This is a genomic window from Bifidobacterium kimbladii (assembly GCF_032193675.1).
In the GTDB taxonomy this organism is placed as follows: domain Bacteria; phylum Actinomycetota; class Actinomycetes; order Actinomycetales; family Bifidobacteriaceae; genus Bombiscardovia; species Bombiscardovia kimbladii.
The window spans coordinates 618,927-631,997 of the sequence record NZ_JASTZZ010000001.1; the positions used below are offsets into that span (position 1 = coordinate 618,927).

The 13,071-nt window shown below is 62.1% G+C and carries 10 protein-coding genes; 2 read left to right on the plus strand and 8 right to left on the minus strand.

Going from position 1 to position 13,071, the window contains the following annotated elements; all coding sequences use genetic code 11:
* Positions 1 to 106: 106 nt before the first annotated feature.
* Complete coding sequence (gene glf / locus QRX41_RS02620; protein WP_313838506.1) at positions 107 to 1,285, plus strand: UDP-galactopyranose mutase; 1,179 nt, start codon at positions 107 to 109, stop codon at positions 1,283 to 1,285.
* Positions 1,286 to 1,536: 251 nt separating this feature from the next.
* On the opposite strand, the gene QRX41_RS02625 is transcribed toward glf, so the two are convergent.
* Complete coding sequence (locus tag QRX41_RS02625; RefSeq protein ID WP_313838508.1) at positions 1,537 to 2,679, minus strand: inositol-3-phosphate synthase; 1,143 nt, start codon at positions 2,677 to 2,679, stop codon at positions 1,537 to 1,539.
* 194 nt (positions 2,680 to 2,873) lie between these two features.
* Between QRX41_RS02625 and QRX41_RS02630 the strand changes: the two genes are divergently transcribed.
* Complete coding sequence (locus tag QRX41_RS02630) at positions 2,874 to 5,099, plus strand: transglycosylase domain-containing protein (RefSeq protein ID WP_313838510.1); 2,226 nt, start codon at positions 2,874 to 2,876, stop codon at positions 5,097 to 5,099.
* A 105-nt stretch (positions 5,100 to 5,204) separates the two neighbouring features.
* On the opposite strand, the gene leuA is transcribed toward QRX41_RS02630, so the two are convergent.
* The 7 genes from leuA to QRX41_RS02665 form a co-directional block, all read right to left on the minus strand.
* Complete coding sequence (gene leuA / locus QRX41_RS02635) at positions 5,205 to 7,115, minus strand: 2-isopropylmalate synthase (protein ID WP_313838511.1); 1,911 nt, start codon at positions 7,113 to 7,115, stop codon at positions 5,205 to 5,207.
* A 254-nt stretch (positions 7,116 to 7,369) separates the two neighbouring features.
* On the minus strand, positions 7,370 to 7,990 hold the full coding sequence (locus QRX41_RS02640) for a DUF5701 family protein (RefSeq protein WP_024626962.1): 621 nt from the start codon (positions 7,988 to 7,990) through the stop codon (positions 7,370 to 7,372).
* Positions 7,991 to 8,074: 84 nt separating this feature from the next.
* Positions 8,075 to 8,767, minus strand: a complete 693-nt coding sequence (locus tag QRX41_RS02645) for an L-ribulose-5-phosphate 4-epimerase (protein WP_313838513.1) — start codon at positions 8,765 to 8,767, stop codon at positions 8,075 to 8,077.
* A gap of 94 nt (positions 8,768 to 8,861) precedes the next feature.
* Positions 8,862 to 10,223 carry an MFS transporter gene (locus tag QRX41_RS02650; RefSeq protein ID WP_313838514.1) on the minus strand — a complete coding sequence of 454 codons (1,362 nt, stop codon included), beginning with the start codon at positions 10,221 to 10,223 and terminating at the stop codon, positions 8,862 to 8,864.
* A 133-nt stretch (positions 10,224 to 10,356) separates the two neighbouring features.
* Positions 10,357 to 11,313, minus strand: coding sequence for a sugar kinase (locus QRX41_RS02655; RefSeq protein WP_045925161.1), 957 nt, complete (start codon positions 11,311 to 11,313; stop codon positions 10,357 to 10,359).
* A gap of 212 nt (positions 11,314 to 11,525) precedes the next feature.
* Positions 11,526 to 12,395 (minus strand): L-ribulose-5-phosphate 3-epimerase, encoded by an 870-nt coding sequence (locus QRX41_RS02660; protein WP_313838518.1) that lies wholly within the window; start codon positions 12,393 to 12,395, stop codon positions 11,526 to 11,528.
* Positions 12,392 to 13,066 (minus strand): 3-dehydro-L-gulonate-6-phosphate decarboxylase, encoded by a 675-nt coding sequence (locus QRX41_RS02665; RefSeq protein WP_313838519.1) that lies wholly within the window; start codon positions 13,064 to 13,066, stop codon positions 12,392 to 12,394. Before QRX41_RS02665 ends, QRX41_RS02660 begins: the two co-directional genes overlap by 4 nt.
* Between the last annotated feature and the right edge of the window lie 5 nt (positions 13,067 to 13,071).

Sequence of the window (13,071 nt, forward strand, 5' to 3'; positions counted from 1 at the left end):
CAGGATCGCCGTACTCCAGCGGTTGATCACGGATCATGCCGGACCCTGACAATAGACAATAGGCACCCCGGCATCACAGCGACAAGGGATGGATGGCAGAAGACGAATGGCTGACATGGATGCTGATTTGGTGATTGTAGGCGCTGGCTTGTTTGGCCTGACCGTGGCCCAGCAGGCGGTCGAGCACAGTGGAGCCCGAGTGCAGATCATCGACGTGCGCGACCACATCGGCGGCAACGCATACTCCTACATGGACGAGGAGACCGGGGCCGAAATTCACAAGTACGGCGCACACCTCTTCCACACCTCCAACCGCAAGGTCTGGGAGTACGTCAATCGCTTCACCGAATTCACTGACTACACCCATCGGGTCTACACCACCCACAAGGGCGAGGTCTATCCCCTACCCATCAACCTGGGCACCATCAACCAGTTCTTCCACGCCCACTACACCCCCAAGCAGGCTCGGGAACTGATTCGGGAGCAGGCTGGCGAACTTGCCGGAACCGACCCGGGCAACCTGAACGACCAGGGGATCAGCCTGATCGGCCGGCCCCTCTATGAGGCCTTCATCAAGAACTACACAGCAAAGCAGTGGCAGACCGACCCCTCCCAGCTGCCCGCCTCCATCATCAAGCGGCTGCCAGTGCGATTCAACTACGACAACCATTACTTCAAGGACACCTGGGAGGGCCTGCCCAAGGACGGCTACACGGCCTGGTTCGAGCGGATGATCGACGACCCACACATCCAGGTGAGCCTGAAGACCGACTTCTTCGACGACTCCCAGCCCTGGAACCGGGATGCTCTGGTGGGGCAGGTACCCGTAGTCTACACGGGCCCGATCGACCGTTACTTCGACTACCGTCTGGGCGAGCTCAAGTGGCGGACCGTGGACTTCAAGGAGCGCCGCTACGACGAGGACGACCACTTCGGCTGCCCGGTCATGAACTTCTCCGATCCCGACGTGCCCTACACCCGCGCCATCGAGTTCAAGAACTTCAACCCCGAGCGCTACGACCGCCAGAACCATGAGCGCACCGTGGTCTGGGAGGAGTACAGCCGGTTCGCCGGCAAGGGAGACGAACCCTACTACCCCATCAACACGGGCGACGACCGCGCCCTCTACACCCAGTACAAGCAGCTGGCCGCCCAGCAGCCGAAGGTGGTCTTCGGCGGCCGCCTGGGCACCTACGCCTACTATGACATGCACCAGGTCATCAACTCGGCCCTGGATGCCTGGGACAAGCGGATCGCTCCCCTGGTAGGCCACACCAAGGACTGAAACCCTGATTGCACTCCTGACGATCTTCCAGGGGCAATTCAGAGGGAATCCTTGAAGGGAGTCTGAGACTGAAGAGTCCAGCGCCAGGTTGAGCCAGCAAATCCGAAGCCACTGCTCCGTTCAGAATACAAGGAGGCCGGCCGCCCTTGAAAAGCGGTCGGCCTCTTTCCAGACCAAGCATCTGCCACTCATGCCTCCGGGACGACCTTGGAAGAGGCGCCCCAGACATCAATCAGGCAGAATCTGCAGGCTCAGGCGTGCCAGACGTCCTTGCCGTTCTCCTTGGCGGCCTTGACATCGGCATCCAGGGCGCTCTCGTCGCCCTCGACCCTGCCGGCGATGTAATCCTCGACCAGCTGGCGGGCCTCGTTGTCCTCATGCTGAACAGCCGGGGACTTCATGAAGTAGGAGCTGGGTGCCAGCACCGGGCCGGCCAGGTGGCGGTCCAGGGCGATCTTGGCGGCACGCAGGGCATCGATGACGATGCCGGCCGAGTTGGGCGAATCCCAGACCTCCAGCTTGTACTCCAGATTCAGCGGGACATCGCCGAAGGTGGTGCCCTCCAGGCGCACGAAGGCTAGCTTGCGGTCATCCAGCCAGGCCACATAGTCGGAGGGACCTATGTGGACGTTGTGGGGATCCATATCGTGAGGAACGATGGAGGTGACCGCACGGGTCTTGGAAACCTTCTTGGACTCCAGACGGGAGCGCTGCAGCATGTTCATGAAGTCCATGTTGCCGCCCACGTTCAGCTGGTAGGTGCGGTCCAGACGCACGCCGCGGTCCTCAAAGAGGCGGGCCATGACGCGGTGCGTGATGGTGGCGCCCACCTGGCTCTTGATATCGTCGCCCACGATGGGCAGACCGGCATCGCGGAACTTCTGGGCCCATTCGGGGTCGGAGGCGATGAAGACAGGCAGGCAGTTGACGAAAGCGCACCCGGCCTCGATGGCGGCGGTGGCGTAGGCCTTGTCAGCCTGCTCAGAACCGACGGGCAGGTAGGAGACCAGCACGTCGACCTTCTTGTCACGCAGAACCTGGGCCACGTCCACGGGCTCCGCATCCGACTCGGTGATCATCTTGCTGTAGTACTCGCCCAGTCCATCGCCGGTCGGCCCGCGCAGGACCTCCACGCCCTTGTTGGGAACGTCGCAGAACTTGTAGGTGTTGTTCTGCGAGGCGAAAATGGCCTCACTCAGGTCCTTGCCGACCTTGAGGGAATCCACGTCGAAGGCGGTCACGAACTCCACGTCACGAATGCGGTAGCCTCCGAAGTTGGCATGCATGATGCCAGGGATCTTGTCATCATCCTTGGCGTCCTTGTAATATTCGACTCCCTGTACCAGCGAGGAAGCGCAGTTGCCCACGCCCGCTATAGCTACACGGATGCTCATACAAACTCCTCTGATTTACTGAGTTATTTCCAACCTAAGCATACCTTCTCCCGATGGATTGCATGGTGGCATGGAGCCTCATATGCGTGCCAGCTGGCAGGACAGACCACCAGGGAGGGCACAAACGTACGAAAATGATGAACGTTCAGCCCTAGGTCGAACAGTTTTCAGCCCTGCCGGATAGCGTGGTTGGCATGGCCAATCAGACTCGTTCAGTCAGTTCGACCTCGCCCACCCGCAGGGCCCAGTCCGGGTCGCGCGGGAGCGGCAATCGCACCGACAGACCCACCTCACGGCATGCCGACCGGAACCCCCGGGGTAACGGGCCCCGCCGCGGACAGCGCCGCAAGTCACATCGTGTGCTCAAGTGGATCCTGGCCCTGTTGGGACTGGTGCTGGTCGCCGGGGCGGCGGCCTTCGCCTATCTGTACCTGACCACTGAGATCATCCCACCTGAGAAGCAGGCCCTGGCGCAAAAGACCACAGTCTACTATGCGGACGGCACCACCCCCATTGGCACCTACGCCGACCAGAACCGGCAAATCATCGACTGCACGGTCCTTCCCAAATATGTGGGCAATGCGGTCGTCGCCTCGGAGAACCGCTCCTTCTATAAGGACAACGGCATCGACCTCAAGGGCATCGGCCGGGCCCTGCTCAACAACGTGACCAAGGGCACCCGGCAGGGCGGATCCACCATCACCCAGCAGTATGCCGAGCGCTACTATCTGGGCGAGACCACCTCCTACAAGGGCAAGCTGCGCGAGGCCATCCTCTCCCTGAAGATCTCCCGGACCGAGAATAAGGACACGGTCCTGTGCAACTATATGAACACCATCTACTTCGGCCGTGGCGCCTACGGTATCCAGGCCGCCGCCCAGAATTACTTCGGCAAGGACGCCAAGGACCTGACCATGCCCGAGTCGGCCATGCTGGCCGGCATCATCCCCGCCCCGGCCTCCTGGGATCCGGCGATCAACCCCAAGCAGGCCGAATCGCGCTTCCACCGGGTGCTGGGCATCATGGAAGAGGACCACTACATCAGCCACAAAGACCGGGTCGGCGCCCAGATGCCGCAGACCATCAAGTACTCGCCAGAGAACGTCTACCAGGGGCCCAACGGCTACCTGCTGCGCATGGTCCGCAACGAGCTGTCCTCCGGCAAAAAGGCCCCCTTCACGGCAGACGACCTGGACACGGGCGGCTACCGGATCATCACCACCATTCAGAAAGACAAACAGGATCTGATGTTCCAGGTGGCCAGTCCAACCACCGGCAACAAGCACCAGCCGCCCACCCTGCAGACCGGAGGGCTCTCGGTCGACCCCAAGACCGGCGCCATCATCTCCTTGTACGCGGGGGACGACTATCTGACCCACCAGCTCAACAATGTGGACCAGGCCACCTTCCAGGTGGGTTCGACCATGAAGGCCTACACCCTGTTGGGAGCCATCCAGGATGGGGTCAGCCTCAACACGGTCTTCAATGGCAACTCTCCACGCACCTTCTCCAGCGTGGGCAAGTCCGTCGCTAATGCCGGGCAGGTCAGCTACGGGTACATCAACCTCTACTCGGCCTTCGCCAACTCGGTCAACACGGTCTTCATGGATCTGGGCGAGCACGTGACCTCCCAGAAGACGGCGCAGCTGGCACATACGGCCGGCATCACCGGCAAGATCGACGACACGACCACCTTCGACACCCTGGGTCTGGATGCTCTTTCGGTCTATGACGTGACCCAGGGCTACGCCACTCTGGCCAACGGGGGCAAGCGACCCCTGCTGCATCTGGTGGCCCAGGTCAAGGACGCCAAGGATCAGGAGCTCTACACCGCGGCCATCCAGTCGGACCAGGTCTTCAATGCCGACCAGGTGGCCCTGCTGCAGAAAGCCATGACCACCACGGTTCAGTACGGCACCGCCTCCTACGCACGTTCCCTGGGCCGGCCCATCGCCGGCAAGACAGGTACAGCCAACGATCAGACAGCCATCTCCTTCATCGGATTCACCCCCTCGCTGCTGACCACGTTCGCCGTCTGGAACCAAGGTCAGGATGGCAGTGCCCTCAAGGTGCCTGATGTCTATCAGAACGAGTTCTATCCGGTCCAGCTGTTCACCCAGTACATGAAGTCGGCCCTGGGCAACAGCCCGGTGGAGCGCTTCCCTGCGGCCGAGGACCATGGCAAGATCGGCGGACCGGACGGCAGCTGGGGCACCGGGTATAAGCCGAGCTACTCCTATACGCCCAGGCGCAACTACAACTATGAATACGTGCCTCAGCAGCGCAACCAGCAGCAGATAGTCCCGCAGGAGGAGTCAGGAGCCGGCAGCGGCTCGGGCTCAGGCAATGGAGGCGGGGCCGAAGGCGGCAACGGCGGAACCACCGAGGGCAACTCCGGGTCAGAGTCATCCCAACAGTAAGGCTGTCCGGGCAGACCGGTCCGATCCGGACGAATCAGCTGCGCTCGGATCGGACCGTAAGGCTGGTCTAGCTGGTCTGGGGTTGCTTTTTATCCCCTATGACCGCTAGCCGCGCTGGAAGCGGTTGAGGGCCGAGATGATGGCCTTGAGGGAGCTGGTGGAGATGGACGAATCGATGCCCACGCCCCAGATCACCCGGGACCTGGCCGGTTCGCCCACCCGGCATTCCACGTAGGAGGCGGCCAGGGCATCCGTGCCTCCGGTCATAGCGTGCTCGGCGTAATCCAGAACCGAAACGGTCTGATCCAGGGACTTGAGTGCATCCAGGAAGGCCGCAATAGGACCGTTCCCATGCCCCTGAACACGACGGCGCTCCTCAGGATCGCCTGGGGCAAGTCCCCGGTCCAGCAGGGTGGCATCGAGAACAGTGTCGGAGCCGTCCTCGCCGGAGGTGACTGCCACATTCAGGAGCTTGAAGCGTCCCCACTGCTGCAGGGTCTCGTCGCGCTGATCGGCCATGGACTCGCCGCCGACCACGCTTCCGCCGGCCTCCACGGGCAGGTACTCGTCCTTGAAGAGCCGCCAGATGTCGGCATCCTTGACCTCGCGCTTGGTCCTGTCGGCATAGCTCTGGACCAGTCGTTCGAACTCCACCTGAAGGCGCTTGGGCAGATCCAGATGGTGGTTGGCCTTGAGCAGGTAGGCCATGCCGCCCTTGCCCGATTGGGAGTTGACCCGGATGATGGCCTCGTAGTTGCCGCCCACATCCTTGGGATCGATGGGCAGGTAGGGCACCAGCCAGAGGAAGTCGTCGGGGTTGGCGTTGGCACGCAGAGCCGCCTGCTGCCTGGCATCCAGACCCTTCTTGATGGCGTCCTGGTGGGAGCCGGAGAAGGCTGTGAAGACGAAGTTGCCCACATAGGGGTGACGCTCGGAGACGGCGATCTGATTGCAGTACTCCACCGTCCGACGGATGCCGGGCATGTCGGAGAAGTCCAGCTGGGGGTCGATCCCCTGGACCAGCATGTTCAGCCCCACCGTGCAAATGTCGACATTGCCGGTGCGTTCGCCATTGCCCAGCAGGCAGCCCTCGACCCGGTCGGCCCCGGCCAGCAGACTGAGCTCTGTGGCGGCCACAGCCATGCCCTCATCGTTGTGGGGGTGCAGGGAGAGCACCACCGCATCCCGGTCCTTGAGGTTGGTGGATATGTACTCCACCTCGTCGGCGAAGACGTTGGGGGTGGTCATCTCCACGGTGTTGGGCAGGTTGATGATCATGGGGTGCTCCGGCGTAGGCCGGATCACGTCGATGACCGCGTTGCAGACCTCCAGGGAGTACTCAGGCTCTGCGCCAGAGAAGGATTCGGGCGAGTACTCGTAAGAAAGATCGGTGCTCCCGGCATCGGCCTCCAGGGAGCGGCAGAGCTCGGCCGCGTCGGTGGCCAGCTGCTTGATGCCGGCCTTGTCCTTGTGGAAGACGACCTCCCGCTGCAGGACCGAGACCGAGTTGTAGAAGTGGACCACAGCCCTCTTGGCTCCACGCAGGGCCTCATAGGTACGGCGGATCAGATGCTCGCGGGCCTGAGTCAGGACCACGATGGTCACGTCGTCAGGGATCAGCTCGCGCTCTATCAGGAGGCGGATGAAGTCGTAATCGGTTTCGGAGGCCGAGGGGAAGCCCACCTCGATCTCCTTGAAGCCCATGGAGATCAGCAGATTCCAGAATCTCAGCTTGCGCTCGGAATCCATGGGATCGACCAAGGCCTGGTTGCCGTCGCGAAGATCCACCGAGCACCAGCGAGGCGCCCGCTTCAGGGTCTTGCCTGGCCAGGTGCGCTGCGGATAGTCAAAGGGGACCTGCTTGTTGTAGGCCACATACTTGGTGTAAGGCATGGCGCTGGGCTTCTGCGGCGAACCCACAAACCTGGGGGGAGGCAGCAGCAGATCGTTGTTCCCTCCATTGGACGCCGCGGCCTGGGCCGCAAGATCAAACACGGATGCACGATCCTGATCCATCTCTCCTCCTTCTTTCGTTCGTCGGAAACCACAATGTCGCCCGGCTATAGGCGTTCGGGCATGTCGAAACCGCACCGGGGGTGTCATTATCTTACCGGAGGAGGGCCGGGACATGCGGTCCGGGTCCGCATTACGACGCAGCGGAAGGCGAGCGCGCGGAGGCTGGCATAATTCGCGAGGTTGCCAAGGATGCAAATACCACACGATGCAAGCGCTGATAGAGTGCTCACTTCATAAGATTCAGTGGACAGGATTCACTGGAAGAGGGAGACGCCGCGACGGCCCTCGCAGTAGGCGTTGCCCAGCCAGGTGTGACGCGAGTTGGGCCAGACCGAACCCAGGCGGGGGGCGTTCTGGCTCATCCAGATGCTGGGCACACGCCCATCGGCGCTGTGGGAACCCAGCAGGTTGAAGCCGTTCTTGACCGCCAGCCAGTCGGGATGCTGGGTGGCGATGGCCAGACCCTCCTCCAAGGTCAGAGGGAGACGGTCGTCGGAATCGATCAGTTTGCGGGCCACGTCGGGCTCGCGGTTGGTGTAGCAGGTGCCGGTATGGGGCTCCAGAACGATGTAAAAGGGACCCTCGGGAGGCTCGAACCCGTTCTGCGGCAGGAAGCTGGCGATGTCACGCGGCGGCATGGTGGTGAAGCCGGCCATGCGGTTGATGCTGGTCCGGGCGATCAGCGACTCGGGCGAGACCAGCTCTCTGGTGGGGATGAGCAGGATCTGCTCGCCCAGCTCAGTGGACTCCAGCGCGGAAATCAGGGGTTGGGCCAAGGCTCTGAAGGCGGCGGCGCTGATGTCCGCCACATCCGGATAGCCCAGGGCCACGATCCGATCCAGTTGCCGCTGCACTTCTTGGGAAGATCTGGTCATGGCCTCCAGTCTAATTCGAATCTGCCGCGGCAAGCACCTGCACTGTCCATACCCGCCTGCCGGGGCGGGACATCGCATTGAGATTCAGCGCTGGCCGTACACGTGCTGGTAGCGGTCGTTCAGACTGGCCACATCCTCGTCGGACAGGGGCACGGGCGTACCAATCTGCTCAGCAGCCCACACCGTACGCGCCACCTCCTCCGTCATCGCCGCCGCCTTGACCGCAGCCTCAGCATCAGCGCCGACAGTGAAGGGGCCGTGATTGCGCATGAGCACTGCAGGGCAGCCCGGATGTTCCGCCAGGGTTTCGACCACCCCGCGGCCTATCTGGTCCGAACCGATCAAGGCGAAGGGACCCACCGGCACCGGACCGCCGAACTCGTCACCCATCATCGTCAGTACGCATGGAATCGACCGGCCCACTGCAGCAAAGGCCGTCGCAAAGGTCGAATGCGTATGCACCACGCCGAACACTTCGGGCATGTGCCGGTAGATGTAAGCGTGCGAAAACACATCCGAGGATGGGGCGGCGGATCCGTCCACCACGTGCCCCTCCAGATCCGTGACCACCATTGATTCCGGCGTCAACTGCTCATAGCGCACCCCGGACGGCTTGATCACCAGCAAGTCGGCTGAATGCAGACGCTGTGAGACATTCCCCGCCGTCCATACCACCAGCCCCCACTTGATCAACTGCGCATGCAGGGCAGCAACATGCTCACGGACCAGACCTACCTCGACACGCACCTCGTCAGGAAAATCAGCCAAGGACGTCATAAGAACCACCACCATTTCCAATATGGGGCCGGATCTTCCTGCGAAAAGCCGGCCCGGTTTGCTTACCTGCGCGTGCAGACCTTGCTGCGCATCCTCACAGGCTTTCCAGATCCTTGCCCTTGGTCTCCTGGGCAAAGAGGTATACGACGGCGCCGATGACCAGGCAGACGCCGAAGAAGGTGAACGCCGTGGTGACAACGCCAATGTTGATGTGCTGGGAGACATAGTCGCCGCCCACCAGGAGCCCCATGAATATAGGCCCTACGATCTTGGCCGTGGCGCCGATGCCGTATCCCAGCCCCAGCCCGGTGGAGCGGACATCGTTGGGGAACTGCTCGCCGCCGAAGGCGTTGAGAATGCCGAAAACACCGTCAGCGAAAGTCATGATGACCAGGACGGCGATGTAGAACTGCCAACCGGAATTATGGAAGAAGGCTGCGTAGAAGCATCCCGAGGCCCCGATGATGCCGAAGGAGAACATGGTCCAGCGCCGGCCGATGATGTCAGCCAGCCAGGCAGAGCCGAATCTGCCTATGCAGTCGGCCACGGAGACGCCCATGAACAGGTAGGCCACCATCTGCGTTGAAAAGCCGAAGGCATCCTTCATCAGCGTCTGACCCCAGGATTGGATGGCGAAGGAACCAAGAATGAAGCAGAAGGAGCCGACCGAAATGATGATCAGCGGCTTCAAATGCCTGGACAAGAGCAGGCGATAGCTGGCCTTCTGCTCCTGCTCGACCTTGGGCAGGGCGCCGACCTGGTCCGCGGGAAGCTCCAGAGCCCATGCCAAGGCCTTGCGGGCATCGTCGTCACGGCCCACGCTCTGGTAGAAACGGGGGGACTCGGGCACGGTAGCCAACCAGAACAGCAGAAGGACGGGGATAACGCCCAGGGCCACCAGCACGCGCCAATTGTCGCCGATCAGGCTCTGCGAGACGGATCCCAGGAGCAGTCCCATAGGAATGAAGACCGAGGCCAGGCCGGAAAGCATGCCGCGCTGTCTGGCCGGCACGAACTCCTGGACGTAGGGGACAGAGATGATGTTCAGGCCGCCTACGCCGATACCCACGCCGATGCGCAGGATGGCCAGCAGGATCCAGGCACCGTCAGGCAGGAAGACCGACAGGGCCGTAAAGACCACGAAGCAGAGAACACACCACTGGAAGGCATGCTTGCGGCCGAAGCGATCGGCCAAACGTCCCCAGAGGATGGATCCGATGACTGTGCCCAGCCCGGAGCAGGCAAGGATGATTCCAGCGGAGACCCCGGTCAGGTGCCAGGCCGAAGTCAGAAGGGAGACCACGAAACCGATCAGGAACATATCGAAGAATTCGGATATGTTGCCGGCTATGGCCAGGCCGATGACGCTTTTCTGATGTCCGGTCAGGGGACGAGCGTCTATCTGCTCGTAAGCGGTCAGCACTTCCCCGGCCTGTGTGACACGTGTATCACTCATAATGGGTTGCTTTTCTTTCTCGGATGATCATGATGACGGCGGCTCGACCACGCTATGGGTCTGGCGGAAGGGTCCAGGCCGCCTTCTCCGTCCTTGGAGAATGCTGCAGCAAACCTGGATCATGAAGGAATGGTCAACGGTTGATATCCCCGCCCAGCGGAATATCCAGTTCCTGGGCGCGGATACGGGTCAGATCGCCCATATGCGTCAGGGCGTACTCGGCGGCCCGCTGTCCCCACCTGACACCGCACTCCACATCATTGGAGAGGAAGCCATGGAGGGTGGCGGCTACGAAGGAATCCCCGGCACCGGGACGGTCCACCACCGGAACCGGGGTGGTGACGTACTTCTTGATTCCTTTGGAGGTCCTCAGGTAAGGACCATCCAGGTGATTGGTGGAAACGATGTACTCATTGCCGAAGCGCTGGTAGAGCTGTTCGCAGACCTCCTCGCCAGTCCCCTCGATTCCGAAGACGCTTTTGGCGTCCTTGATGGAGCAGAAAAGAATGCGGGCCTTGTGAGCAATGGGCTCCAGAACCCTTCTGGCCTGGTCGCCGGTCCAGAGCTTGCTGCGGAAGTTCACGTCAAGGGCGATGTCGATGCCGCGCTTCTCCGCCTGCTCGGCAGCATAGGCCACCACCTGGGCCGTGGTATCGGTCAGGGCCGCAGTGATGCCAGTCAGGAAGAGCAGGCGGGTATCCAGCATCCGGTCCCAGTCGTAATCCTCGATCCCCGTCGACCTGAAGGGGGTGTACTCGCGGTCATAGATGACGTTGGCCGGCATGGGGGGCTCGCCCGGCTCCATGAAGTAGAGGGCGATCCGGCTGGCCGGCTTGCGGACCATGGTGCTCAGATCAACGCCCACAGACCTGTACTCGCTCAGGATGTATTCGCCCAAATCCCCCTCCGGCAGTGAGGAGGTCCACAGGGTCCTGCGCTGAAGCTGAGCCAGGACTCCGGCTACGTTGGCCTCGGAACAGGCAGGATTCATCAGGACCGACCGGGCGTTCATCAGCCGCTCTCCCCTCCTGACCGTGAGCCTGATCTGCCCCTCTCCTATGGTCGAAAGGTCATATGCATGTTCTGCCATCATTCGCTCCTTGTCTACACGGTCGTTTTCCAGCATGGACCACGACGTCCGTTTCAGTCCGTATTACGACCTTTTGCATTCAAACTCGCACCGATCGGGCCGGCCCTTCCAGGGACAACCGCTGGCGCCATAGCCTCCCTGCCGATGGCAAGGGGGTGGAGGATCGGCACAACCACCCCCAGATCACAGCTGTGACGGCTGCGACCTTTACTTCAGCCTCTGGGGGCAAGCACCTCCATGCCGGCCCCGCGCAACCAGGTTTCCACTTTCTTCCTTGCATTCGTGACGATCTGATCGGCCTGATCCGAATCATCGTTCCACATCTCCAGCATGATCCGCCCCGACCAGGACTGCCGGGCCAGCTCGGCGAAAGCCGTGGGAAAATCGGCGCAGCCTTCGCCCATGGTGATCCGACGCGGCTGCCCCGGGAGCACATCCTTGACGTGGATGGCCAGCATTCTGCCGGCTCCAGCCCTGAGCTCAGCCACGGCGTCCAGCTCCTGCTCATAAAGGTTGCCGATGTCCGGGTACATGCTCAACCAGGAGGACCCGACCTGGTCGCAGATGGACAGTCCCCTGGTGATGGAGGTGATGTCATTGCCGTCCACATTCTCTATGCCCAGCATGACGCCGGCCTGGGCCGCATACTCAGCTGCCTTGGCCAGAACCTCCACATACCTGGCGCGCTGGCCAGGATCAGGGTTCTCGTAGTAGGCGTAATAACCGGCTACCTGGATCAGGGGAATGCCCGCCTCATGAGCCAGATCGATTGCCTTGAGGAAGATCTCGTAGGCCTGACGGCGGATGGCCGGATCGGCCGAGCCGGGGCCCACCTTGCGGTGGCAGCTCAGGCAGATCCCTCCGACCTGGACGCCCTGGCGGTCAGCGGCCTGACGGAAGGCGGAAGCCTGGGCAGCCGTCCAGTCCAAGCGGGCCATCCGCTTGTCGCTTTCGTCAATGGACAGATCCATGAAGGTGAACCCATCGGCCGCCACCTGGGACATGAACGCATCCCAATCATCCGGCTCGGCGGGGGACTTCAGGGCCTTCTCATAGATGCCCAGGGTGATGCTGCCGCTCATTGCGGCCACACCCTGCCGATGGTCTCCCGCAGCTCGGTCGCAGCGGCCAGTGGGTCGTCAGCCTTGACAATGCCTCGACCCGAGATCACCACTCCGACGGGAACTCCTTGGAAGAAGGGCAGATCCTTGGCCGTGACCCCGCCGGTCACAGTGACCTTGAAGCCCATCTGATGCAACTGGCGGATGCGGTCCTTGTCGTCCTCCCCCCAAGTCAGCTTTCCGGCCGCTTCAGCGTCGCGGGAACGGTGGACGATGACCTGGGTGGCTCCAAGTCGCCGCCATTCGCGCGCCTGCTCGGGATCGTAGGTCTCGCCAAGCTCAATCTGGACCTCGCCGCCGAACTCCTGGGCCACCTTGACTACCTGATCGACCGTGGTCATGCTGGCGCCGGCGACCACCGAAACCCAGCTGGCACCCGCTTCGAAGCAGGCGCGGGAGATGACCGCTCCGGCCTCGGCGATCCTGACATCCGCCAGGATGGTCTTAGTGGGGTAGAGGGCACGAATCTCGCGCACGGCCCTCAGCCCTTCGGCGATGATCAGGACGGTTCCGCACTCGATGACGTCGACCTGGCTGATGGCCGCGTTCAGGGGCCTCAGGGCCGAAGGCATGTCAAAGGTGTCCAGCGCGATCTGCAGCTGGGGACGCTCCAGGGTCTTGTCTGCTGCCATTGCGC

Coding starts and splice junctions, on each gene's coding strand:
- glf (WP_313838506.1), top strand. CDS start 107: ATGGCTGACATGGATGCTGATTTGGTGATTGTAGGCGCTGGCTTGTTT.
- QRX41_RS02625 (WP_313838508.1), bottom strand. CDS start 2,679: ATGAGCATCCGTGTAGCTATAGCGGGCGTGGGCAACTGCGCTTCCTCG.
- QRX41_RS02630 (WP_313838510.1), top strand. CDS start 2,874: ATGGCCAATCAGACTCGTTCAGTCAGTTCGACCTCGCCCACCCGCAGG.
- leuA (WP_313838511.1), bottom strand. CDS start 7,115: ATGGATCAGGATCGTGCATCCGTGTTTGATCTTGCGGCCCAGGCCGCG.
- QRX41_RS02640 (WP_024626962.1), bottom strand. CDS start 7,990: ATGACCAGATCTTCCCAAGAAGTGCAGCGGCAACTGGATCGGATCGTG.
- QRX41_RS02645 (WP_313838513.1), bottom strand. CDS start 8,767: ATGACGTCCTTGGCTGATTTTCCTGACGAGGTGCGTGTCGAGGTAGGT.
- QRX41_RS02650 (WP_313838514.1), bottom strand. CDS start 10,223: ATGAGTGATACACGTGTCACACAGGCCGGGGAAGTGCTGACCGCTTAC.
- QRX41_RS02655 (WP_045925161.1), bottom strand. CDS start 11,313: ATGGCAGAACATGCATATGACCTTTCGACCATAGGAGAGGGGCAGATC.
- QRX41_RS02660 (WP_313838518.1), bottom strand. CDS start 12,395: ATGAGCGGCAGCATCACCCTGGGCATCTATGAGAAGGCCCTGAAGTCC.
- QRX41_RS02665 (WP_313838519.1), bottom strand. CDS start 13,066: ATGGCAGCAGACAAGACCCTGGAGCGTCCCCAGCTGCAGATCGCGCTG.